The sequence below is a fragment of the Chryseobacterium sp. CBo1 genome (assembly GCF_001693475.1).
GTDB lineage: Bacteria > Bacteroidota > Bacteroidia > Flavobacteriales > Weeksellaceae > Chryseobacterium > Chryseobacterium formosense.
In genome coordinates, this window is sequence record NZ_MAUH01000012.1 from 1 (window position 1) to 24176 (window position 24176).

At 33.9% G+C, this 24176-nt stretch carries 18 protein-coding genes; 13 read left to right on the plus strand and 5 right to left on the minus strand.

Going from position 1 to position 24176, the window contains the following annotated elements; genetic code table 11:
• Window positions 1-214: 214 nt before the first annotated feature.
• Complete coding sequence (locus BA768_RS08690) at window positions 215-2506, plus strand: leucine-rich repeat domain-containing protein (protein WP_065720416.1); 2292 nt, start codon at window positions 215-217, stop codon at window positions 2504-2506.
• 48 nt (window positions 2507-2554) lie between these two features.
• Here BA768_RS08690 and BA768_RS08695 read toward each other — a convergent pair whose 3' ends face one another.
• The gene (locus BA768_RS08695) at window positions 2555-3205 is read right to left on the minus strand and encodes a DUF1349 domain-containing protein (RefSeq protein ID WP_065720417.1); all 651 of its coding nucleotides are present in this window, start codon (window positions 3203-3205) and stop codon (window positions 2555-2557) included.
• An 87-nt stretch (window positions 3206-3292) separates the two neighbouring features.
• Window positions 3293-3853, minus strand: coding sequence for a sugar O-acetyltransferase (locus tag BA768_RS08700; RefSeq protein WP_065720418.1), 561 nt, complete (start codon window positions 3851-3853; stop codon window positions 3293-3295).
• A gap of 76 nt (window positions 3854-3929) precedes the next feature.
• Between BA768_RS08700 and BA768_RS08705 the strand changes: the two genes are divergently transcribed.
• The 5 genes from BA768_RS08705 to BA768_RS08725 all read left to right on the plus strand — a co-directional run bounded on the left by BA768_RS08705 (window position 3930) and on the right by BA768_RS08725 (window position 11062).
• Window positions 3930-4685, plus strand: coding sequence for a helix-turn-helix transcriptional regulator (locus BA768_RS08705; protein ID WP_065720419.1), 756 nt, complete (start codon window positions 3930-3932; stop codon window positions 4683-4685).
• Between the two features lie 39 nt (window positions 4686-4724).
• Window positions 4725-5369: an MgtC/SapB family protein gene (locus BA768_RS08710; protein ID WP_065720420.1), complete on the plus strand. Its 645-nt coding sequence runs from the start codon at window positions 4725-4727 to the stop codon at window positions 5367-5369.
• Window positions 5370-5568: 199 nt separating this feature from the next.
• Entirely contained in the window at window positions 5569-6150 is a 582-nt protein-coding gene (locus BA768_RS08715; RefSeq protein WP_065720421.1) for a Crp/Fnr family transcriptional regulator, read from the plus strand.
• A gap of 262 nt (window positions 6151-6412) precedes the next feature.
• A complete protein-coding gene (locus tag BA768_RS08720; RefSeq protein WP_065720422.1) occupies window positions 6413-8554 on the plus strand; it encodes a S46 family peptidase in 2142 nt (713 codons plus the stop codon).
• 270 nt (window positions 8555-8824) lie between these two features.
• Window positions 8825-11062, plus strand: a complete 2238-nt coding sequence (locus BA768_RS08725) for a T9SS type A sorting domain-containing protein (RefSeq protein ID WP_065720423.1) — start codon at window positions 8825-8827, stop codon at window positions 11060-11062.
• 147 nt (window positions 11063-11209) lie between these two features.
• On the opposite strand, the gene BA768_RS08730 is transcribed toward BA768_RS08725, so the two are convergent.
• The gene (locus tag BA768_RS08730) at window positions 11210-14077 is read right to left on the minus strand and encodes a M16 family metallopeptidase (protein WP_065720424.1); all 2868 of its coding nucleotides are present in this window, start codon (window positions 14075-14077) and stop codon (window positions 11210-11212) included.
• 191 nt (window positions 14078-14268) lie between these two features.
• On the opposite strand from BA768_RS08730, the gene BA768_RS08735 reads away from it, so the two are divergent.
• The 6 genes from BA768_RS08735 (at window position 14269) to BA768_RS08760 (ending at window position 18910) form a co-directional block, all read left to right on the plus strand.
• A complete protein-coding gene (locus BA768_RS08735) occupies window positions 14269-15099 on the plus strand; it encodes a GLPGLI family protein (protein ID WP_065720425.1) in 831 nt (276 codons plus the stop codon).
• A gap of 38 nt (window positions 15100-15137) precedes the next feature.
• Window positions 15138-15695: a YdeI/OmpD-associated family protein gene (locus BA768_RS08740; protein ID WP_065720426.1), complete on the plus strand. Its 558-nt coding sequence runs from the start codon at window positions 15138-15140 to the stop codon at window positions 15693-15695.
• A 150-nt stretch (window positions 15696-15845) separates the two neighbouring features.
• Window positions 15846-16409, plus strand: coding sequence for a DUF4256 domain-containing protein (locus BA768_RS08745; protein WP_065720427.1), 564 nt, complete (start codon window positions 15846-15848; stop codon window positions 16407-16409).
• Window positions 16410-16435: 26 nt separating this feature from the next.
• Window positions 16436-17422, plus strand: coding sequence for a hypothetical protein (locus tag BA768_RS08750; RefSeq protein ID WP_065720428.1), 987 nt, complete (start codon window positions 16436-16438; stop codon window positions 17420-17422).
• A 107-nt stretch (window positions 17423-17529) separates the two neighbouring features.
• Window positions 17530-17916: an immunity 22 family protein gene (locus tag BA768_RS08755; protein WP_065720429.1), complete on the plus strand. Its 387-nt coding sequence runs from the start codon at window positions 17530-17532 to the stop codon at window positions 17914-17916.
• A gap of 40 nt (window positions 17917-17956) precedes the next feature.
• The gene (locus BA768_RS08760) at window positions 17957-18910 is read left to right on the plus strand and encodes a Fic family protein (protein WP_065720430.1); all 954 of its coding nucleotides are present in this window, start codon (window positions 17957-17959) and stop codon (window positions 18908-18910) included.
• A 39-nt stretch (window positions 18911-18949) separates the two neighbouring features.
• Here the strand turns inward: BA768_RS08760 and polA are convergent, their stop codons facing one another.
• On the minus strand, window positions 18950-21817 hold the full coding sequence (gene polA / locus BA768_RS08765; protein WP_065720431.1) for a DNA polymerase I: 2868 nt from the start codon (window positions 21815-21817) through the stop codon (window positions 18950-18952).
• Between the two features lie 695 nt (window positions 21818-22512).
• Between polA and BA768_RS08770 the strand changes: the two genes are divergently transcribed.
• A complete protein-coding gene (locus BA768_RS08770; RefSeq protein ID WP_065720432.1) occupies window positions 22513-23355 on the plus strand; it encodes a prephenate dehydrogenase in 843 nt (280 codons plus the stop codon).
• Between the two features lie 5 nt (window positions 23356-23360).
• Here BA768_RS08770 and BA768_RS08775 read toward each other — a convergent pair whose 3' ends face one another.
• The gene (locus BA768_RS08775; RefSeq protein ID WP_065720433.1) at window positions 23361-24035 is read right to left on the minus strand and encodes a hypothetical protein; all 675 of its coding nucleotides are present in this window, start codon (window positions 24033-24035) and stop codon (window positions 23361-23363) included.
• Window positions 24036-24176 lie beyond the last annotated feature (141 nt).

A 24176-nucleotide genomic window follows, 5' to 3' on the forward strand; every position in this document is an offset into this window, starting at 1 on the left:
TGGATTCAAAACAAGAATACTAAGTAAAATAATGACACTCACATTTATCCAATTCATAAATGTTTTTGTTTATAAAAGAAAAATGAATAATATTAAAATAGCTATTGTGTGATAATGCACTACGGGTTAATTTAACATATTATACCATTGAGATTCATTCTTAATGGTATATTTTTGTTTTTCACTCTGAAAAGAATTTAAACTAATAATTTATATGAAAAAAAATTACTATTTAATTTTGTTATTATTATACTCTGTGTTCCAAGCACAAATTGTAAACATTCCGGATGCTAATTTAAAAACAAAACTTCTTGCAGCAGACATCTCAAATACTATCGCAAAAGACAATAATCTGAACAATATCAAGATTGACATCAACGGTAACAACGAAATTGACACCAATGAGGTTCTTGCTGTTTACCATCTTAATCTTTCTGCATCACAAAATCAAACCAGCAACTTAATTTCAAACATTTCAGGATTAAGTACATTTTCAAATCTGAAATCTCTAAATCTGGATTTTAATAATCTAACGTCTGTAGACGCTACTCCTTTTACCAATCTACAGATATTACATGTTTCATTTAATCAACTTAATTCTTTAAGTGTAAATAACCTTCTAAACCTGAAAACTTTTTCATGTCGCGGCCCGATGAATTTGACCACCTTAGATATTTCCAACCTACCAAGTCTTGAAGATTTTCGCTGCAACAATAATCAATTAACAACACTAAACCTCAGCAATAAGCCAAACTTAAAGTATCTCTACTGCTCAAATAATAATTTCACCAGCCTTGATGTGAGCGGTCTTACCAATTTGGAATATTTGGATATCGGCAACAATCCAATCTCATATATAGATTTGTCTGGCATATCAAAAATTAAAACATTCGCTTGTATGTTTACCAATATACAGACCGTTAATGTAATGGGACAAAACAACTTACAGGACCTTCTTGTAGGAAATAACCCAAGTTTGGAATATGTTTTTATGAAAAACGGGAGCTATGAAAGCGGCCGCAATTTTGAATATCTGCCTAACTTAAAGTATGTCTGTATTGACAGTAATATTTTTCTGGAAAATTACTACATGCAACTGATTTCTACCACAGGCGGAAATAATTTTGTTGTAAATTCATATTGTAATTTTTCGCCTGGTGGCGCATCAAACCTTATTAATGGTAATGTACGATATGATATCAATAATAATGGCTGCGATATAAATGATTTAAGCAAAGCATTTCAAAAATTCACTATTTCTGGTTCAGGTGGAAGCGGCAACTTTTTTTCCAACTATGCCGGGAGCTACTCATTAGCATTGCAAACAGGTTCACACACCATCACTCCGGTTTTGGAAAACCCTAATTATTTTACCGTTTCACCAACTACGTTAAGCGTAAATTTTCCTACCCAGACAAGTCCGCTAAATCAGAATTTCTGTTTGGCTAACAATGGAAACCATAATGATCTGGAAGTTGTAATCATCCCGGTAACTGCTGCATCTCCCGGCTTTGATGCAAAATATAAAATCGTCTATAAAAACAAAGGAACATCGGCACAATCAGGTACGATCGTTTATAACTTCAATGATAATCTGATGAACTTTTTGAGTTCCACTGCTGTTCCGAATTCACAGGCAACCGGAGTTTTAAGCTGGAATTTCACCAATCTATTACCATTTGAAACAAAAGAAATAACGCTAAATTTCAAATTAAATACACCAATTCAAACTCCGGCTCTGAATGGTGGTGATATTTTAAATTATTCTACACAAATCAATGGATTAACAGATGAAACTCCTTCAGATAATATTTTTGTGCTCAATCAAACTGTCGTAAATTCTTTCGACCCGAATGACAAAACATGTTTGGAAGGAACTGCAATCACTCAAGCGAAAGTTGGAGATTATGTTCATTATTTAATCCGATTTGAAAATACAGGAACAGCAAATGCGCAAAATATTGTCGTAAAAGATGAACTAGATACTTCAAAATTTGATATATCAAGCTTGATTCCGCTTAACGCAAGTCACAATTTTGTCACGAGAATTACCAATCCTAATGTTGTAGAATTTATTTTTGAAAACATCCAGCTTCCATTTGACGATGCAAATAATGATGGTTATGTTTCATTTAAAATTAAAACAAAATCCACTTTAAATATTGGTGACAGCTTCAGTAATCTTGCTAAAATTTACTTTGATTATAACCATCCGATTATTACGAATAGTTATACCACTACAGTTCAGAATGTTCTTTCTACTACGGAAAATTTGATAGAGAAAAATTCCGTATCCATTTATCCAAACCCGGTAAAAGATATTCTTCATATAAAATCTAAAAATGAAATAATTAAAGCTGAAATTTATGATTCTATAGGCAGAATTATACTTTCTGCAAAAGCGAAAGAAAACGCAATCAATGTTGCTGAGCTTTCCAAAGGAGCTTATATGATTAAATTATTTTTAAAAGATCATTACGAAGTACAGAAATTTATCAAAGATTAATTTAATTATAATAAGAAAACTGGCTGCCTTTCTAAGACAGCCAGTTTTTTACTGGTTCTTCTTCAACCACTCAAGCCGACGCTGATCCGGGAGATGTTTTACCGAAAAATTTTCAAAAGTGGCCTTGAAACCGTTTCCGTCTGGACTTGCCGCCATAAAACCTACCTTCACCGGAATATTATCCTGCAGATGGGCATTTCTCATCATCACATATTCTTTGTCGTCAAACGAGTAGAAAATCTCGACTGCATCTAATCTCCGAACCGCTTTTATCCAGACGAAAGGCGGAGTTTTATCCAAAACAATTACACTCCAATCGCTGGTTTTATGAGTAACAACGGTACTGAGATTGAATTTTCCGTCAACAAATTCCACTCCTGCTTTAATATAATTTTCTTCATCAATTCTCAACATCAGTCCCATCTGATCAAAACGGGCTTTGTAATCTCCGGTAATTTTCACTTTAGCTTCAAATTCACCGCCGTAAGTGGAATAATAAAACGGTGCATCATCAACTGTAAAACCATAATGTGAAATTCTCCAGTAGTCGCTTTGTGGAGTAACATTCATTATAAGTTTTTTATCTTTTATTTCCCATTGCTGCGGTTCGTTGAACCAGGTCATTTTCTCCAAAGATTGTGCTTTTAATTCTTGAAAAGCAGAAAAAATAGCAAGAGATGCAAGTATTATCTTTTTCATTTTATTAAATATTAAAATTTTTCTTCCGCAGATTTAGCTAATCACACGGATATTCTAAGTCGCTTAATCTATGAAAGAATTAAAAAACTAAATTTCACGAACAACTTTACACGGATTCCCAAAAGCCAAAACATTGGCCGGAATATCTTTTGTAACAACGCTTCCTGCTCCTATAACCGTATTGTCCCCTATCGTAACGCCGGGAAGAATCGTGCATCCGCCGCCAATCCAAACATTATTCCCAACAGATATAGGTTTTGCATCTTCCAGACCTTTATTTCTTCTTTCCGCATCCAATGGATGTCCCGCCGTATAAAAACCGCAGTTGGGAGCAATAAAAACATTGTCTCCGAAAGTTACTTTTGCACAGTCGAGGATTACCACATTGTGATTGGTGTAAAAATTTTCTCCAATTTCAATATTATAGCCGTAATCACAATAAAAAGGCTGTTCGATATGGAAATTATCAGTCGTTTTTCCAAACAGACTTTTGATTATATTTTTTCTATCTTCAATCTTTGAAGGCAAAAGATAATTGTATTCAAAACATAAGTCTTTACATTTCTGTCTCTCCTCCACCAAAACAGGATCACCGGCATCATATATTTCACCGGACATCATTTTTTCTTTTTCGTTCAGATTATTCATTGTACTTTTACATATGTCGTTACAAATGTATAGTCTCAAAACTCGATAACCAATACTGATTAATAACCATTTTCAAATGAAACCCATCAGATCCGACCTCAACGATCAATTACTTCAGCAAAATTTTGCTTCTGAAACGGAAACAGAAAAACGGCAGCTGGAAAAATGTCAGATCATAGCCAAAAATTTTGTAGAACTCGAAAATGGAATTGCTATTCTGAGTGATCTTAAAAATAACAAAAGCTATATTTATTCAGGGAAAATTGCAGAAGAACTAAAGATTTTTCAGAATAAAAATACACTTGAAATTGAAAGCATTTGGGAAGACGAGCTTTTTGATGTTCTGGAAGCAGATGATGTTCTTCAAAAACATATTCTGGAACTCCAGTTTTTCAAATTCATTAAAACAATTCCGTTTGAGAAAAGAAAAAATTATAGCGTTGTGAGTCGGCTACGAATTTTAGAAAAACAGAAATCATTGATTCACAAAATGTTTTATTTTTCAGATGCGCATCACCGAAATATAGAGTTTGCCCTTTGTCTTTATCATTTTGATTTTTTTCCGGCGGCAAATTATACAGGAATGATTATCAATAATTCGGATGGAGAAATCTTCCGTCATACAGAAGTTGAAAATTCCGACTTTCTTTCTTTACGGGAAAAAGAAATCCTTAAAATGATTCAGCTGGGTAAAAAGAGCAAAGAAATTGCCGGACTTCTTTTTATCAGTGTGAATACAGTCAACCGTCACCGCCAGAATATTCTCGAAAAAATGCGTGTTTCTAATACCACTGAAGCCTGCACAATGGCTTCAAAATTGAATTGGATTTAGAATCTATTTATCGTACTTTTATTTCATTAAATTTCTACAATGGATTTCCTGAAAGATCACTCCATACAAAACGAGCTTTTGCTGATTTTCTTTTCGGTATTGCTTGGTCTTTGCATCGGCGCAGAAAGAGAATACCGCAATAAATCTGCAGGTTTACGAACTTTTATACTCGTATGCTTCGGTTCTTGTCTTTTCACCATTCTTTCTATAAAAATAGGAGTTCAAGATCCTGATCGACTGGCTGCAAATATCATTACCGGAATCGGTTTTCTTGGAGCCGGTGTTATTTTTAAAGGAGATAATAAAATTGACGGAATTACCACAGCAACCACAATCTGGGCTACAGCTTCCATCGGAATGGCAATAGGTTCCGGCTACGTTTATCTTTCTCTTTTGGGAACTGTTCTTGTTCTGCTTATTCTCAGCTCACTCACTTATCTTCAGAACTTCATCGATAAAAATCATAAAATCAGGGAATACAGAATCACAGTTTCAGATAAAAAAGACCTGAAATACTGCGAAACCTTATTTAAAGCCAGCAATCTCAAATCTATGATTATCAAACAGCAGTTTTCGAAAGAAAATCTCATAACCACTTGGCGACTTACGGGCAAAAATCATCATCATGAAACTTTTATCGACCAGATGATGGATGACGCTAAAATCATTTCTTTTTCATATTAGTTTTCCAAACGACGATCTTTAATTTAAAATTTTAATTAGTTTTAATATTTTTTATTTTAAATTTAACGCAAGTAAGATATTTAATTTAAATTTTAAACAAACATCGTTAAAACACAGCCTGATGTTTTCCTATAAAAATTTTAAAAAAAAACAATTCGGTCTTACTTTTGTATCAGAAAATCAATATTCATAGGGTTTTATGGAGAAACTGCTCAATATTTACAAATCGATCGAAGGTCTTTCTCAGGAAGAGGCTCTTTATCATGTCAGCAAATTTGAAAGAATGACTTTCCCTAAGAAAACATTGCTTCTGAAAGAAGGAACTGTGGAAGATTACCTTTATTTCATCGACAAAGGCATCATTCGATTTTTTGTCAATAAAGTTCATCCTACAGAGCCCTCCAAAGAAATTACTTTTTCTTTTATTGCCGAAAATATGTTTTGCAGCGCATATGATTCTTTCATCACGAGAAAACCTTGCGCATACAACGTAAAAACGGTGCAGGAAACAGTTGTTTACAGAATTCATCACGATGATCTTCAGGAATTGTATGAAAGAAGTAAAGTGGGAAATTATCTGGGAAGAATTTCAGCAGAAAATCTTTATGTAAAAAAAACTCAGCGGGAAATCTCACTATTAATGCACACTGCTGAAGAGCGTTATTTAAATTTAGCAAAAGCATACCCGAAATTCATTCAGGAAATTCCGTTAAAACACATTGCTTCTTACATCGGAATCACTCCGCAAGCTTTAAGCCGTATCAGAAAACAGCTTTTATGAACATAGGTTCATTTTTTAGCTCATAAATAATGTGTTAATTTGCGACCAGTAAAAGGAAACACAAGTGATGGAAATTTTTACTTTTCAAAATTTGATGAAATAAAATACAAATTACAGTACGACAGATTTTTAAAATTCTTTTATTAATCTTAAGCTGAAAAAAAATAATCCCAGAAAGCCCTTTCTAAATTTAAATTTTAGGAAGGGTTTTTCTTTTATTAAAAAAATTAAAATGTGTATTTTTAGGCAAAATTTTTAAATAATGATAAAACGTAATATTCTTATTGCTTCAGCATTCTTCAGTTTTTCTTTAGGAATAGCGCAGCAGTACGGTGGAATGTGGATTCCTACGGAACTCAATGAAAAGGAAATGAAAGATCTCGGAATGAAAATATCTGCAAAAGATATTTTTAATACGCAAAAACCGAGCATCAAAGACGCAGTGGTACAGTTCAACGGTGGTTGTACAGCCGAAATCATCTCTCCGAAAGGATTATTACTTACCAATCATCACTGCGGTTACGGACAGATTCAGGCACACTCAACCGTTCAGAATGATCTTTTGTCAAATGGTTTTTGGGCTAAAAATATGGAAACCGAACTTCCTAATCCGGGAGTTACCGTAGATTTTATCGTAGACATTAAAGAAGTGACCAATCAGATTCTGGAAGGAACCGACAAGCTTCAGGATCAGGATTTAGCGAAAAAAATTGCCAACAATATTGAGATTTATAAAAACTCTCAAAAAACAGAAAGTTATCAGTCGATTACGGTAAAGCCCATGTATTATGGCAATAAATATTATGCTTATGTGATCGAAACATACAAAGATGTTCGTTTGGTCGGAGCGCCACCCCAAAGCATCGGGAAATTTGGTTCGGATACCGATAACTGGGTTTGGCCAAGACATACGGGAGATTTCTCGATGTTCAGAATTTATGCCGATAAGAATAATAAACCTGCAGAATATTCGAAAGACAATGTTCCGTACGTTCCGAAGCATTATCTTCCGGTTTCCATTAAAGATAAAACAGAAAACGATTTTACATTTGTTTTCGGATTTCCGGGAAAAACTACGGAATATCTTCCTGCCATTGCAGTGGAAAAGATCATGACTGAAATTGATCCTGCAAGAATTGCCGTGCGCGATGTTGCTCTGAAAACATTAGACGAAAAAATGCGTACCGATGATGCAACGAGAATAAAATACGCTTCAAAGTATGCTTCTGTAGCCAATTACTGGAAAAAATGGATCGGCGAAGTGGAAGGTTTGAAAAAATCGAATGCAGTACAGAAAAAAGTAATGTATGAAGGTTCTTTGGTTTCAAAAAATCATGAAGTAAAAGCCACTTTGGATCAACTGAATAAATTATACAATGACCAGGCTCCGTTTGCTTTAAACAATGCTTATTACACAGAAGTTATCAGAAATGCAGAAACATTTGCTCTGGCAAATATGTATTCAACCCATATTGCTTCTGTAGAATCCGGGAAAATGGATGAAAAAGGATTAATTGCTTTTAAAAAGAAACTTACTTCTTTCTACAAAGATTACAGCGCTGAGCTGGATTCTAAAGTTACTGCTAAACTTTTAGCATTATACGCCAACAAAACTGCTCCTCAGTTTTTACCTCAAGGTTTTGATAAATATAAAAATGAAGCTCAGAATATCATAAGTTTTGAAGAAATGTCTAAAAACTCTGTGATCACAGGAAGAAATCAGGTAAACGGAGCGGCACTTAACGGCGATATAGAAAAGGCTTTCTCAAATCAGGACAAGTTAATTAAAACCATTAAAAAAGATCCTGTTTATCAGTTATTCATGACGATTAAAGATACGTATATGAAAACAGCTGATCCTCAATATACAAGTTTACAGGCAAAGATCGATGTTCTGCAAAAAACCTATATGGCACAGCAAATGTCCACCGATAAAGACCGAAAATTCTTCCCGGATGCGAATTCTACACTTCGTGTAACGTACGGAAAAGTAAAAGGTTCTACTCCGAGAGATGCTGTTTCTTATGATTATCAGACGCATTTATCTGGTGTTATTGAAAAATATGTTCCGGGAGATTATGAATTTGATGTTCCGCAAAAGCTGATTGATCTTTACAACAAGAAAGATTACGGAATGTATAAGGATAAAAGCGGAGATGTTCCTGTAGGATTCACTGCAACCAACCATACAACAGGAGGAAATTCAGGAAGTCCAGCTCTTGATGCACACGGAAATCTTGTCGGATTAAACTTCGACAGACAGTGGGAAGGAACAATGAGCGACATCAATTATGATCCTCGTTTCAGCAGAAACATCATGGTTGATACGAAATACATTCTTTTCATCATTGATAAATTTGCCGAATCGAAATGGCTGATTGATGAGATGAAAATAGTAAAGTAAAATATTTACGAAATCCTGAAAGTTAACTTTCAGGATTTTTTATTTAAATATAGCTATAACATTAATATTTTAATTCAACAAATTACTTATAAAAAATATAATTTAATACCACAAAACACAAGAATAGCAAAAAAATCAGGAATATTTAAAAATAATAAATAATCATCACTACATGAATAATATTTAAAAAATAACAAAAATATAGTACAATTCCATGTTTATTTACATATAATTACTATTTTTACCATAATAATATTAATTAAACTGAATATGAGAAAACACTACAAAAGTCCGAGACTGTGGAGTCGAGGTTTTAAAAATGCCGGAATTTCAATTCTTGCTTTTTTTGGCGCTTTACAAGGTTTAAATGCGCAAGTGAATGAATATAATTTTTCACAAGCTACAGGAACTTTCAATAGTATCAGTACTTCAACAAGTGCAATACTGGTACCGGGAAGTGATGCTACAACATCTACTACGAATGATACTACCGGATGGACTGTTAATCTACCTTTTAACTTTAATTTTAATAGTGTAGATTATAATTCTATTTATGTAAATTCAAACGGAGGTGCCGTATTTGGGGCAACTACAAGTACAAGTTCCGGAGTAATCTCTGCAACTACCGCTTATTCTGGTGCAATTGGAGTAATGAACAGAGACTTATGGGGTGTATTTATAACATCCGGAGTTACTACAAGCGGTTCGAATGTGATTACAAATGTAGCTTCTTTCAAGGGAATTGAAATTGGTAAGGCGCTAAATAATGTAAACGGGATACCGAGTGGAGCAACGGTAACCGCTTTCGATGAGGCAGCGGGAACGATCACAATGTCTGCTCCGGCTACATCAAGCTCTTCTTCTGCTGTTGTAAGATACGGATCAGGTAAAGTTTTCACAGCTCTTCAGGGCACAGCTCCAAACAGAGTTTTTGTTATAGAATGGATAGGATACAATGACAACAGTACAGCTGTAACAGGAAGTAACCATCTTAATTTCCAGTTACGTTTATCAGAAACAACCAATGCCATTACTGCCGTATATGGGCCTTTTTATAACGTAAACACAACTTCAAGAACCAATCAAATTGGATTGAGAGGTTCCACAAACGCTGATTACAACAACCGATCGGGTGCTGTAGGAAATTCCTGGAACAACACAACTGCAGGAACTGCGAACAGCGCTACTGTTTCGAGAGACAATACCAATTTTCCGGCTGCAGGTTTAACTTTCATCTGGACACCACCAACCTGTATTTCTCCATCTGCTCCGACAGTGGCAAGTGCTACAATAACTCCAAATCAAGCCATTGTATCATGGAACGCTTCTCCTTCTGCACCAACCAATGGTTATGAAGTTTACTACACCACCACAAATACTGCTCCTACAACAAGTACCGTTTTAGATGCAACCAATTCTAAAACTTCTACAACGACTTCTGCAATTATTAATGGATTAATTCCATCTACAACATATTACGTTTGGATAAGATCAGCTTGCGCTGGTACAGATAGAAGTATTTGGATAAGTGCAGGTTCATTTACAACGTTATGTCAACCGCCTACGCTTTTATCTGTAACAGGAGCTACAATATGTCCGGGAAATACTGCTACTCTTTCTGCTACAGCAGATACCGGAGCTACTATTAATTGGTACGATGTATCTACAGGTGGTACCGCCCTGTCTTCAGGTAATACATTTACAACACCAACATTGGCTACAACAAAAACATATTATGCATCTGCCTCCACAGGTTCATTAACATCTGTTGGAATATTAAATCCAAGTGTATTAACAAATGGAGGAACCACTACTGCCGGAACAACTTTTTATATGGAAGCGACTGTTACCAATTCAGCAGTTACCGTACAAAGTGTTGATGTATTTCCAAGTGCGGCAGGTAGCCAAAGCTATATAAGAGTTTATTTGGGTACCTCAACAACTCCTAGCTATGAAATTCCTTTCACATCTAATGTTGCCAGTGGAGGAACTACACCACAGACAATACCACTTAATCTTATATTGGCTCCCGGAGTTTACAGATTTAAAATAGAAGGCGCAGGAAGCTATTATAGAAATTACAGTTCTCCTGGTGGTGTCGGTCAAGCTTTCCCATATGGATCAGGAGATTTCAAGTTAACAGGAGGAAGTAATGTAACCACAGGATATTATTTATTTTATAATTTCATGGTAGGAAGTTTTTGTGAATCTAGTCGACAGGCAGTTACAGCTACAGCAGATCCTGCGGCATGTCTCGGAACATCAGAAACAGATCTTACCAAAAATGGAATCAAAATTTATCCAAACCCTTTCTCTGATGTATTGAATATTTCAGATATTAAAAATGTAAAATCAATCTCAGTAATGGATGTTGTTGGAAGAATTGTTAAAAATTTCGATAAACCAACTTCCACACTTCAATTAGGATCTCTGAACTCAGGAATGTATCTGGTAGTTCTTAATATGAATAACGGAACCAAACAGACACTGAAAGCTATTAAAAAATAATATTTATATTAATAATAAAATAAAGTCGGAAGAAAATCTTCCGACTTTATTATTTCTGATAATACAATCAAAAATATTTCATTTTTTTAAGAAATATAATCCTTAGAGTAAATGAATTATTGTTGAAGTTAACATTGTTTTATAATATTAATACCCAAAAATCTCTTCCTTACTTATTTCCCGAAAGCTTCCCATTTCATTTACTGCATCCATATTCAGGTTTTCTTTTTTCCCGATAATGGCAGTGTTAAAATGAATAGGTTTGATCGAGGTCTGATAAAATTCTTTCAGATCATTAAACTTCAGGTTTTCAATCTGACGATAAATATCTTTTCTGAAATCATAATCAATTCCCAGTTTCTTAAGACGTAATGTATTAAAGAAAATATTGGTTCTTGTAATTCTTGTAGACGCAATCTGTTTCAATGCCGCATTTTTAGCATTTTCAAACTGAACCGGAACTTCAGGAAGTTCACTCATGAGTTCCGTCATCGTATCAACCGCAATTTGAAGTTTATCAGGCTGAGTTCCGATATACGTTGTAATGTAATCCGGATGCGTCAGTTCAGAATTCGGAGCATAAGAAACATAAGCTGAATACGCTAAACTCTTGCTCTCTCGAATCTCCTGAAAGACAATTGACGACAAACCACGACCGAAATATTCATTAAAAACATTAATTTTTCCAAAGTTTTCAGGATTTACGTTTTGACCTTTTCCAACTTTACTCATTTCCATCTGAACCATATCATAATCGGTAAAATACACGGTTCCGGTTGTTTCCTGTTCAGGATATTTTTTAGGTTCAGGAATGGCAAAAACTTCATCAACAATGTAATTTGGAATGTAATTTTTAAAGCCATGAAAATCTTTTCCGTAAAAGAAAATCTGATACGGAAAGCTGAAAAGCTTTTTCATTCGATCCGTAAATTCTTTAACTTTTGCACTTTCAAGCTTTTCCTTAGAAATAACATCCAAAAACCTTGACGTTTTACCAAGCTTTGTATACGTCGTTAAAGCCGTCATGATACGGTTTTTGTCTTTTTTTACTGCATCACGGTTTTCCAAAAGTGTTTCTACAAACTGATTGTAAATTTCCTGATCCGGTTTTACATCAAACATCCAGTGTTGCAAAAGAGAAATACCTTTTTCGAGATTAGATTCCAAGCCGCTTAATGAAATTGTTAATTGATCTGAAGTGGTTTTAAAATCATTGGTAACTCCGATTTTGAAAAACTCTTTCTTCAAATCTTCAGGCGAGAATTGATCTGTTCCCAAATACTGCAAAATCTGTGTAGAAATTCCTAAATCTCTGTCGTGGTCGCTTCCCAAAGGAAAAATAAAATAAACCTGAGCTAATTCATTGTATTTATTTTTAACAAAACTCAACCTTTTATTTCGAACCAAATCCGTTTTAATTTCTTTATGATAATCAATAAATTCAGGTTGAATATCTTCTGTTTTATCATTTAAAATTTCCTGCAAAAATTCAGATTGTGCTTCACGGTTGATTTTAATGGGTGTGATTCCCGGATTATCAACACGCAATAATTTATCATTGATCCCTTTTTCTTTATTGATAACCACATAATTATCTTTGAAAAAAACATTTGCAAAATCAATTACATCCTGTTTGGTGAACGAAGCATATTCATCCATTTCGCTCAGCTCTTCTTTCCAGGTTCTTCCTTTAATATAAGTATCATAAAGATTGGTAGCCAAACCTTCTGCGGTTTCCAGACCTTTCAATCTTTGCAATTTGAAATCATTGATAATCGCAGGAAGCATCCAGTCCGGAAAATCTCCTTTTTTCAATAATTCCAACTGTTCCAAAATCATTTCTTTGGCTTCTGGTAAAGTCTGGTTTTCTTTGGGAACGGCAACTACTGAAAAATATCCATATTGTTTCAAACCTAAAGAATACGCTTGAGCCCAAAGCATTTTTTGAGTCTGATTAATATTTAAATCTAATAATCCGGCTTCTCCCCTGTTGCTTAAAATATTGGCTGTAATATCCGCCAACATGGCTTCTTTTGTTCCATAACTATCAGTTCTCCATGCTAACTGAATTCTTGATGTTGTAGGACTTTTTACTGTTCTTTCAACAACTTCAGTCTGTGGTTTTTCTATAATTAAATCTTTCTTCGGCAATTCTCGATATGGAATAGTTCCGAAGTATTTATCGATTAAAACAACAGTCTCTTCAAAATCTAAATCTCCCACCAAAACCATTGCATAATTATTAGGAACATAATATTCATCAAAATATTTGTGAATCGCCTTCATAGAAGGATTTTTCAAATGTTCCGGATCTCCTAAAGTCGTTTGCTGACCGTTTGGATGAGTCGGGAAAAGCGCATCCATCAATTCATAATTCACCAAGCGTGAATCATTATCCTGTGCTCTGTTGAATTCTTCATAAACCGATTCCAGTTCGGTATGGAAAAGCCTTAAAACCATTTCTGAGAAACGTTCTTTCTCAATTTTCAGCCATTTTTCAAGCTCATTGTTGGGAATATTATTTTTGTAAACCGTTTCGTCGAACCAAGTATGTGCATTTGTTCCGGTTGCTCCCAAAGATGAAATCGCTTTATCGTATTCATTGGCAATCGCATATTGGCTTGCTTCCTGAGAAATTTCGTCTATTTTTTTATAGATTTCTTTTTTCAGTTCGGGATTTTTTTCGGCTTTGTGTTGTTCATATAAATCTGAAATCTGTTCCAGAAGAACCTTTTCTTTCTCCCAATTATGAGTTCCTAATTTTGATGTTCCTTTAAACATCATATGCTCAAGATAATGCGCTAAACCTGTATTATCAGAAGGATCGTTGTTACTTCCTGTTCTCACCGGAATAAAAGTCTGAATTCTCGGTGCATCGAAATTTTGGGCAAGAAAAACGCTCAAACCGTTTTTCAGGGTATAGATTCTTACTTTGTTTTCGTCGTTGGTAATGGTGATATAATCGTAATTATTTTTGTCGGTATGATGTGTTTCGCTGTATGTTTTGTCAGTCATATTTCATTTTTTCATGCTCTGAAATTCAGAACATCTTACAAATTTACGCAATCAAAAAAGAAAAGTGAACTTCCATCATCATCATTTAAAAAAAATAGATGATCATGAATGTTCTTTTTTAGAAAAAATTCAGATGAAAAAATAATTCATTTAAAGGAGAATTTATTTATCTTGTTGTTTAAAATTTCAAAATGAAAAAAACAGTATTTATTTTCATTCTTTCAACATTAAGCTTAGTAAAAGCACAAACTCACAGATTCTTTTATGAAGTAAAATACAAAGAAGATTCTGCACAAGCTCAACATCAAAAAGCATTTACCGTTTTAGACATCAATCCTGATGAAACAAAATATTATGATTACACATTTTTAGAAAAAGATTCTTTAAATAAAATAAATGGGTCACAAAACACAAATTGGACAGCACAAATTCCGATAACAAGAAAGAAAAGTGGAAGTAAAAACATTAATTTTGCTTATGCAGGTGAACAGTTGTATTCTTATCCTACAGAAGATGTACTACAATGGAAATTGACAGAGGAAACCCAAAAGATCGCCAATTTCAATGTTCAAAAAGCGACAACCAACTTTGGCGGCAGAAAATGGACGGCCTGGTTCACGAAGGAAATTCTTTTTTCTGAAGGTCCTTATAAATTTAGAGGATTACCCGGTTTAATTGTTTCATTGGAAGACAGCCAGAATCAGTTTAGTTTTAATTTAATCAAAAGCAAAAAATTAGATAAAACTTATGACACAAAAAATATTCTTGAAGTAAGGTATGGTGATAAACCGCTTAATATTTCAGAAAGAATATTTATTCAAAAATCTTTAGAGTACTATGATGATCCTTATCAGGAAGATCGGGCAAATCTCAAAAAAGGTAATACGATTATAGAAATTGAAGGAAAACAATATACAAATCCAAATGATTTACTACCGCTTATCAAAAGCGAACAGGAATATATTAGAAAGCATAACAACCCGATTGAACTGAATAAGGCGATAAAATATCCTTTGAAATAATACTTAAGCATTATTGGTATATTTGAAAAAAATATATCATGTTTCCCAAATTCTTCCCAACACCCCAAGATTTCAGAAACTGGCTTGAGAAAAACCATCAGACCGAAAAAGAGTTATTGGTGGGATTTTATAAAGTCAAAACAAAAAAGCCATCCATGAGCTGGTCTGAATCCGTGGATCAGGCTTTATGTTTCGGCTGGATTGATGGTGTGAGAAAATCGATTGATGAAGAAAGTTACACCATCCGTTTTACGCCACGTAAAAAAGACAGTATTTGGAGCGTGATTAATATCAAAAAAATTGAAGAGCTTACTAAAGCTGGATTGATGCAGAAAGCAGGTTTAGAAGCATTTAAACTGAGAAAAGAAGATAAATCCGGAATTTACTCCCATGAAAAAGAACCATCTTGGCTTAATCCAGATTATGAGAAACAATTTAAGGCCAATAAAAAAGCCTGGGAATATTTTGAAAAGCAGGCACCATCTTACAAAAAAGTGATGATTCACTGGATTATGAGTGCCAAACAGGAAAAAACTCAGCTTTCACGCCTTGAGAAGACGATTCTTGAGAGTGAAAAAGAAAAGCGAGTTCTGTGAAAAATCATTATTTATAAATTATTTTTTCTCGTAGATTTTAAATACAAAATTAAATCAGCGTGATCTGCAAAATCTGCGAGAGCTTAAAATGTAATAATTATAAGAAATAGATTTTTTTAATTAATTTTAAAATTATTCAACTCAAAGAAAATGTCAGCAAAAAAACAAATTTCGACAGAAGAAAGTACTGGACTTTTAAAGATCCTCAGAAAACGTTTTGAGAAAAATATGAACCGTCACGAAAAACTGGATTGGTCAAAAATTGAAGATAAATTGAGCTCAAATCCTTCAAAATTATGGTCACTCAATGAAATGGAAATTTCCAGTGGTGAACCCGATGTGGTAGATTATGATGAAAAAACTGATGAATATATTTTCTTCGATTGCTCAGCAGAAAGTCCAAAAGGCAGAAGAAGTTTTTGCTACGACCGTGAAGCTCTGGATGCACGAAAAGAACATAAGCCACAAAACGATGTAATGACAGCCGCCAAAGAAATGGGTGTAGAAATTCTTTCTGAAGAGCAATACCGTTATTTACAAAGCTTAGGAAAATTTGATCTGAAAACTTCAAGCTGGATTAAAACTCCGAAAGACATCAGAGAACTAGGCGGTGCTTTATTTTGTGACCGTCGCTACAACACCGTTTTTGTATATCACAACGGAGCCGATTCTTATTATGCGGCGAGAGCTTTTAGAGGGGTATTGAAGGTTTAACTTAATTTTTTTACATTAGACATCAAATGAAATTAAAAAAATATTTACTCATCTGCTTAGTGTTATTTTCAGCTAATATTTATTCTCAGAATAAAAATCTGGTTGGAAAATGGATTTTAGATAAAGTTAAGCTATCAGATGGAAGTAATTTACAAATTAATAACCCTGAATATTCTACAAATCTTAACTATATAATTGAGCCAAATTCAATAAAAATTGCTGATCTTAAATTTGATGCAGATTTTTCTGGAAATCAAATTAAAACACAATATCGTAATATAAATTACGTCATAAAAGATGATTATCTGATCACCCAAGAAGGGAAAAAGGGCAAAATCTACTACTTCTTGAAGAGTGATGATTTTGTAGAGAAATATCCCTACTTTTCATTAAAGGAAACAAAAAGAGATAACACTATTGTATACATTGCCAACAATCTATCAGACTACATTTTTGATAATGATTTAAGTTTTGAGGACTTTATGAGTCAAAATAGAATGCTGCGGGATCGACCATCAAAATCTTTTGATAATTTATACTTCAAGATTGAATTCATCCTGACAAAAAACAATAAAATAAAAGATATTAAAATTATTAAGTCAATAGATACCGCTTATGATAATGATTATATATCAACTCTAAAAAAGTCTGAGAAATTTTTTAAAAATATTTCAGAAAAGGATTTATTGATAACAAAAGATGTTAATCATCTGAAGTGGGCAAATGATTTAACTAATACTGATGAGAAAAAACTATATATACTCAGAGCAAAAGGCATGGAATATTACAATTCAAATGATTTTGAAAAAGCGATTGAGATTTTTTTTGAAATAGAAAATCTAAAAATTAAAGATAACAGATTCAACACTTTTATCAAAGACTCTAGAATCAAGCTAGGAATTTCTCTTTTAGCAACAGGAAAGAATGAGGCTGCTTGTAACACCTTCAATAAGGTTGGCAACAAAACTGACTTTGACATAAGAAATTTTCTAATCGATTTTTGCTCGAACTAATCAAAAACATAAGATTTACAGCTGCATTATTTTTTGAATGCAAAAACTATTATCATACCTTTGCTTTTCAAATTTCAATATTAAACTTTGAATTTTAAATTACGAGTATGGATAGACAGGTTTTAGACTTTTGGGTAGGGAATTTCAGAACGGAAGAAGATTTTTTTCAGTTTGTGGAAGAAGATGAGAATTACTACATTGAAGAAGAATCTGATGACAACTATATTTCAAAATTTGCAGAATCTCAGGATACCATTTGGTTCGACCAAGATTTAATGGAATACGGTTTTGAACAAAGCATTCAGCATTTTTCAGAGTATTCTTTTGCCGAACAGTGGCTTCCGGTTTTATTCAACAGACTGAATGAAATGAATCTTAAATTTGACATAAATTCATTAGTTTTTGTAAGTCAGGGACAAATTCCAAAACCAAAATCTGTAGAAACTGATGATTTTACTTTAACTTATGTTGGAGGAATTGAGTTTGAATATTAATTTTCTTTATCTTTGATAGTATCATTTGATACTATCATTCATGAAACCACCCTATCAGATTACCTCTAAGATTTTACATTTAATTTCAACTATTTCACAGAAAATTGGTGAAGTAAACGCAAATTATTTAATAAAAAACAACCCTCAATTACGAAAACAGAATCAGATTAAAACGATTCATTCTTCACTCAGCATAGAAGGAAACACACTCACAGAAGATCAAATTACAGCGATACTAGAAAACAAAAGAGTTTTAGGATCCCAAAAAGATATCCATGAGGTTTTAAATGCTATAAATATTTATGATAAGCTGCATACTCTTAAATTCAGCAGTGAAAAAGATTATTTAAAAGCTCACAAAATTCTGATGAGCGAGCTTATTGAAAACTCTGGTAAATATAGAACAAAAGGTGTAGGAATTTTAAAAGGTTCAAAAATTGAGCACATTGCACCACCTTCTGAAAATGTTCCTTATCTGATGCGAGATCTTTTTTCATATTTAAAGGATAACTCAGAATTAAGCTTAATAAAAAGCTGCGTGTTTCACTATGAGATGGAATTTATTCATCCTTTTATGGACGGAAACGGCAGAATGGGCAGACTTTGGCAAACCTTGATTTTGATGAATGAGTTTCCTTTATTTGAATTTTTACCTTTTGAAACATTAATCTCAAAAAATCAAAAAAAATATTACCATGCACTTGCTCAATCTGATAAGGAAGGCCATTCAACAAAATTTATAGAATATATGTTGGGGATTATTGATGATTCTTTATCAGAACTCTTAACCAATTCTGTTCAAAAGCTTACTCAAGAAGACCGAATTTCGATTTTCTTAGAAAACACAGAAGGGGAATTTACAAGAAAGGATTATATGAAAAAATTCACTGAGATTTCATCTGCAACTGCAAGTCGTGATTTAAAAACTGCTCTTGATAAAGGTTTTATTCAAAAGTTCGGAGACAAAAATTCGAGCATTTACAAAAAGCTGTAAAATAAAATCTTCTGCCTTTAGACAGAAGATTTAAAACTTTTAATGCGCTTCCAGCCAGTTCTTTCCTACTCCAACCTCAACCAGTAACGGAACCTGCGTTTCAATAGCATTTTCCATTTCTGTTTTAATAATATGCGTAGCAACTTCTACCTCATCAATGGGAGATTCAAAAATTAATTCGTCATGTACCTGAAGAAGCATTTTTGTCTGAAGATTTTGCGCTTCCAGTTCTTTATCAATTTTAATCATCGCCATTTTTACAACATCTGCCGCACTTCCCTGAATTGGAGCATTAACGGCGTTTCTTTCCGCATGTGCACGTACTACAAAATTTCCGGAATTAATGTCTTTTAAATGACGTTTTCTCCCTAAAATGGTTTCAACATAACCCTGTTCACGGGCTATCTGTACCTGTGCAGCCATATATTCTTTTAATTTCGGATAGGTTTCGTAATACGCTTCGATCATCTGCTTTGCTTCGGATCTCGACAAACCGGTCTGTTCTGCTAAAGCAAAAGCTCCCTGACCATATAAAATTCCAAAGTTGACGGTTTTTGCCTGACTTCTCTGCGTTTTGGAAACCTCTTCCAACGGAATTTTAAATAATTTCGCAGCGGTAGAAGCGTGAATATCTTCTCCTTCCTGAAAGGCTTTAATCATATTATCTTCCCCGGAAATTTCAGCAATTAAACGGAGTTCGATCTGAGAATAATCGGCAGAAATAATTTTCTTTCCGTCGCCTGAAACAAACGCTCCACGAATCTGCTGTCCTCTCAACGTACGAATCGGTATATTCTGCAAATTCGGATTTACACTCGCCAAACGACCTGTTGCAGCCGTTGTCTGTGAGAAATTGGTATGAACACGGTTATCATCTTTATCAATCTGCGATGGCAATGCATCAACATAGGTCGACTTTAGTTTCTGATACGTTCTATACTCTAAGATGTGCTGAATAATTTCGTGTTTTGAAGACAACTTCTGCAATACATCTTCGGAAGTTGCATACTGTCCTGTTTTTGTTTTCTTAGCTTTCGGATCGAGCTGCATCTTTTCAAACAAAATATCTCCCAACTGTCTCGGAGAATTCATATTAAATTCTTCGCCCGAAATTTCAAATATTTTTGATTCTAATTGTCTTAAATCATTTTCCAAATCAATGCTTTCCTGAGCAAGCCATTTTTCATCTAAGGAAATTCCAGCCAGTTCCATTTTAGCCAAAACTTCCATCAACGGCATTTCAATATTAAAGAAAAGATCTTCAAGATTTTCTTTCTTCAATTGAGGTGCAAACAATTCATATAATTGGAATGTAACATCTGCATCTTCTGCTGCATAATCCGTCTGTGTTCTTAAATCTGCATCTCTGAAATTCCCCTGGTTTTTACCTTTCTTCCCGATAATGGTTTCAATAGAAACCGGTTTATAGCCAAGGTAAACTTCAGAAAGATAATCCATCCCGTGTCTTCCATCAGGATTGAGAAGATAATGCGCGATCATTGTATCGAACATCGCCCCTTTTACCGTGATATTGTATTGCTGAAGAACTTTATAATCGTATTTAAGATTATGAGCAATTTTTACTAAATCTTCCTTTTCGAAGAATGGCCTGAAAATTTCCAAAGTCTGCAAAACTTCGCCCTGATCTTCAGAAAGCGGAACATAATACGCCAAACCTTTTTTATAAGAGAAACTCATTCCGACCAATTCGGCTTCCATTTCGTTTAAAGACGTAGTTTCCGTATCAAAACAAACCGCTTTTTGTTTCAGTAAATTCTGAACCAAAATTTTCTGTGCTTTCGGATTGTCTACAAACTGATATAAATGATCTTTTTCTGCAATCGTAGATTTTGTCGAAGTTGCCTGATCGAGTTCTTCATACGTTGCAAACAAATCAAGCTGACCAACGTTTTTAGCAACCCTCTGTTGTGGAGTTTCTGTAACCTGGGCTTCTACTTCAGTTACGGTTACGCCATCCTGAGAAACAACCGTAGTTTTTACCGAAATTGTTTCTGTAGGTGCAAAAGCTCTGTATAGATTTTCATATAATCTTCTGAATTCGATTTCGTCGAAAACCTCTTTTACCTTTTCAAAATCAGGAGTTTCAAGATCATACTGTTCCTGATGAAATTCGATGGGTGCATCACAGATAATGGTGGCTAGTTTTTTAGATAAAATTCCGCGTTCTGCCGATGCTTCTACTTTTTCTTTTAGTTTCCCTTTCAGTTGGTCGGTATTGGCTAAAAGATTTTCAATACTTCCAAATTCTTTAAGGAATTTCATGGCCGTTTTTTCTCCGACACCATCCAATCCCGGGATATTATCCACCGCATCACCCATCATAGCTAAGAAATCGATTACCTGTTTCGGATCTTCAATTTCGTATTTAGCTCTTACTTCTTCTACGCCTAAAATCTCAATATCTCCACCCTTCAATCCAGGCTTATACATTTTAATTTTATCGGTAACCAACTGGGCAAAATCTTTATCTGGAGTGACCATAAAAGTCGTGTAACCTTCTTTTTCGGCTTTGCAGGCAATCGTTCCGATCACATCATCTGCTTCATAACCTTCCACACCCAAATACGGAATATGCATCGCCTGTAAAATTCTGTGAATGTATGGAATAGCAATCGTAATCGCTTCCGGAGTTTCACTTCGGTTGGCTTTATATTCTGTGTAATCATTGGTTCTTACACTTGCCTGTCCGACATCAAAAACCACCGCCAAATGGGTAGGTCTTTCTCTCCTGATTAATTCAATCAAAGAATTGGTAAAACCAAAAATTGCTGATGTATCAATCCCCGAACTTGTAATTCTCGGACTTCTAATCAATGCGTAATACCCTCTGAAAATCATTGCATATGCATCAATGAGAAAAAGCCTTTTATCTTGTGTTGCCTCCATATTTTGAATAATGAACAAATATATGAAAATAGGAATATTTTCTTTCGGGATTTGTATGCTAAAATTAAATTCTTAAAACCATTCAGAAAATAAAATTGTAAGATTTTTTAAGAATCAATAAAATTAATTTAAGCGCTTAGTAAATGATTTACATTGTTCAATTTAAATTAATCTAACCTGAATTTGAATTAAGTAAGTTAGATTAAATTCATTAAACGCAATGTGCGCAAGGTTTTTAAATTTTCTTGCTATAAATCTATCGTTCGCAAGGGCATTTCATTCAGCAAATGATAGCAAAAGCCTTAGCTGAGTGAAACGCCTTTGCGAACAAAAATAATAAGAAACTTATTTTATATTGCCTAGCGAACTATAGCGTTAAAAAACACCTTATTGTATTTTGAATCTTTAGTTTATCCCAAACTGAGGTTAAATTACCATTCAATAATTTATAATATTTTCAAAAAAATTCTTACATTCGCTTTGTGATTACAAACAAGACATATTATTACGGAATTTTTAACTCAGTTTTGGGATAAGGATTTCTTGTATAGATAAATTAAAACCTCGTCCTTGGGCGGGGTTTTTTATTTTTAAAATTTAAATGAAATGAAATCGCCAACTTTAATTTGAACAGACATCCACAAGTGATTATTTGGCGATTGCAAATGACTTATAAAAAATAATAAAATATACATATGAAAATAAGTATTATTGGTGTTGGATTAATCGGTGGCTCGATTGCATTAAAATTAAAACAGAAAAAAACAGCAGATTTCATTTACGGAATCGACAACAATATTGAAAACCTCAATGAAGCTTTAGCTTTGAATATCATCAACGAAAAAGCAGATTTTGAAACCGGAATTAAAAATTCAGATGTTATTATTATTGCCATTCCTGTAGATTCGGCGAGAAAAATTTTACCTGAAGTTTTGGATTTAATTTCATATCAGCAAACCGTCATGGATGTTGGTTCGACCAAATCCGGAATTGTAAATTCGGTAAAAGATCATCCAAAAAGAAATCGATTTGTAGCTTTCCATCCGATGTGGGGAACAGAAAATCATGGGCCGAAATCGGCTGTTGCCGAAAGTTTTTCAGGAAAAGCAGGTGTGATCTGCAACCGTGAAGAATCTGCTGAAGACGCTTTACAGATTGTAGAAAACATTGTTAAAAATCTTGAAATGCATCCTATTTATATGAATGCAGAAGATCATGACGTTCACACCGCTTATATTTCGCACATTTCACACATCACTTCTTATGCTTTAGCCAACACAGTTTTGGAAAAAGAAAAAGAAGAAGACACGATTTTTCAGTTAGCGAGCTCAGGTTTTTCGAGCACGGTTCGTCTGGCGAAATCTCATCCAGAAATGTGGATTCCGATTTTTAAACAAAACAAAGAAAATGTTCTGGACGTTCTTAATGAACATATTTCCCAGCTCAGAAAATTCAAATCTGCTTTGGAAAAAGACAATTTTGAATATCTGGAAGAGCTGATTACAAACGCCAACAGAATCCGTGGAATTTTAAAATAAAAATTTTAAAACTTCATCATGAATCCTACCCCGTTTTTATTATTCAGAACGTAATAGGTTGGGGTAAATTTTCTTGAATCTGCATTTTTGTAGCTTTCTACTGCATTTTTCATTTGAGAATGTCCCATCAGTTTCAATACGACTCCGGCTCCGGCTCCGATCAAACCAATGATTAACGGAACCGGAGATCCTTTTGGTTCTTCTCCGTAAGCATACGTTTTGTTGGCAGAAGAAAGATTGGAAATTCCGCCTGCCACGAAACAGGCAGCTCCGCCTACAACGAAAGCCGTACCTACATTATTCAGGGTTCGTCCTCTTTTGTATTCTACATTATTTTGCTGAAGCAGATAGTTTTTAATATCTTTTTTGGAAGTCAGCTTCACATTTTCCGGCTTTTCTACCATGCTTACAGCTACTTCAGTATTTTCACCAGATGCAGAAACCGCCACTCCACCAGCTTCCTGAATGCTTTTCAATGAATTATCATACAAAAATTCTTCCTGATTGGTATTTGCATTAATATAAATAACCTTTCCTTTTTCGTATTTCAGGTTTTTATATTCAATTTTCTGATCTGTTTGGGTTATAAGCGTTCCTTTTGGAGAAGTCGCCGGAATATTAATTTGAGAATAAGTCATTAAAGAGAGCAGTATAACAGATAATGTAAGTATTTTTTTCATGATAAAAGTTTCGCGCAAAAATATAGATTTTAATCAATGTGGCAAATGGTTTATCTATCAATTGTGAATAGTTTATAAAAATTTAAAACAAGATAAATTTTAACTTTATTAAAAAATATTTTAACTTTATTAAAATAAATA

Coding starts and splice junctions, on each gene's coding strand:
- BA768_RS08690 (WP_065720416.1), top strand. CDS start 215: ATGAAAAAAAATTACTATTTAATTTTGTTATTATTATACTCTGTGTTC.
- BA768_RS08695 (WP_065720417.1), bottom strand. CDS start 3,205: ATGAAAAAGATAATACTTGCATCTCTTGCTATTTTTTCTGCTTTTCAA.
- BA768_RS08700 (WP_065720418.1), bottom strand. CDS start 3,853: ATGAATAATCTGAACGAAAAAGAAAAAATGATGTCCGGTGAAATATAT.
- BA768_RS08705 (WP_065720419.1), top strand. CDS start 3,930: ATGAAACCCATCAGATCCGACCTCAACGATCAATTACTTCAGCAAAAT.
- BA768_RS08710 (WP_065720420.1), top strand. CDS start 4,725: ATGGATTTCCTGAAAGATCACTCCATACAAAACGAGCTTTTGCTGATT.
- BA768_RS08715 (WP_065720421.1), top strand. CDS start 5,569: ATGGAGAAACTGCTCAATATTTACAAATCGATCGAAGGTCTTTCTCAG.
- BA768_RS08720 (WP_065720422.1), top strand. CDS start 6,413: ATGATAAAACGTAATATTCTTATTGCTTCAGCATTCTTCAGTTTTTCT.
- BA768_RS08725 (WP_065720423.1), top strand. CDS start 8,825: ATGAGAAAACACTACAAAAGTCCGAGACTGTGGAGTCGAGGTTTTAAA.
- BA768_RS08730 (WP_065720424.1), bottom strand. CDS start 14,077: ATGACTGACAAAACATACAGCGAAACACATCATACCGACAAAAATAAT.
- BA768_RS08735 (WP_065720425.1), top strand. CDS start 14,269: ATGAAAAAAACAGTATTTATTTTCATTCTTTCAACATTAAGCTTAGTA.
- BA768_RS08740 (WP_065720426.1), top strand. CDS start 15,138: ATGTTTCCCAAATTCTTCCCAACACCCCAAGATTTCAGAAACTGGCTT.
- BA768_RS08745 (WP_065720427.1), top strand. CDS start 15,846: ATGTCAGCAAAAAAACAAATTTCGACAGAAGAAAGTACTGGACTTTTA.
- BA768_RS08750 (WP_065720428.1), top strand. CDS start 16,436: ATGAAATTAAAAAAATATTTACTCATCTGCTTAGTGTTATTTTCAGCT.
- BA768_RS08755 (WP_065720429.1), top strand. CDS start 17,530: ATGGATAGACAGGTTTTAGACTTTTGGGTAGGGAATTTCAGAACGGAA.
- BA768_RS08760 (WP_065720430.1), top strand. CDS start 17,957: ATGAAACCACCCTATCAGATTACCTCTAAGATTTTACATTTAATTTCA.
- polA (WP_065720431.1), bottom strand. CDS start 21,817: ATGGAGGCAACACAAGATAAAAGGCTTTTTCTCATTGATGCATATGCA.
- BA768_RS08770 (WP_065720432.1), top strand. CDS start 22,513: ATGAAAATAAGTATTATTGGTGTTGGATTAATCGGTGGCTCGATTGCA.
- BA768_RS08775 (WP_065720433.1), bottom strand. CDS start 24,035: ATGAAAAAAATACTTACATTATCTGTTATACTGCTCTCTTTAATGACT.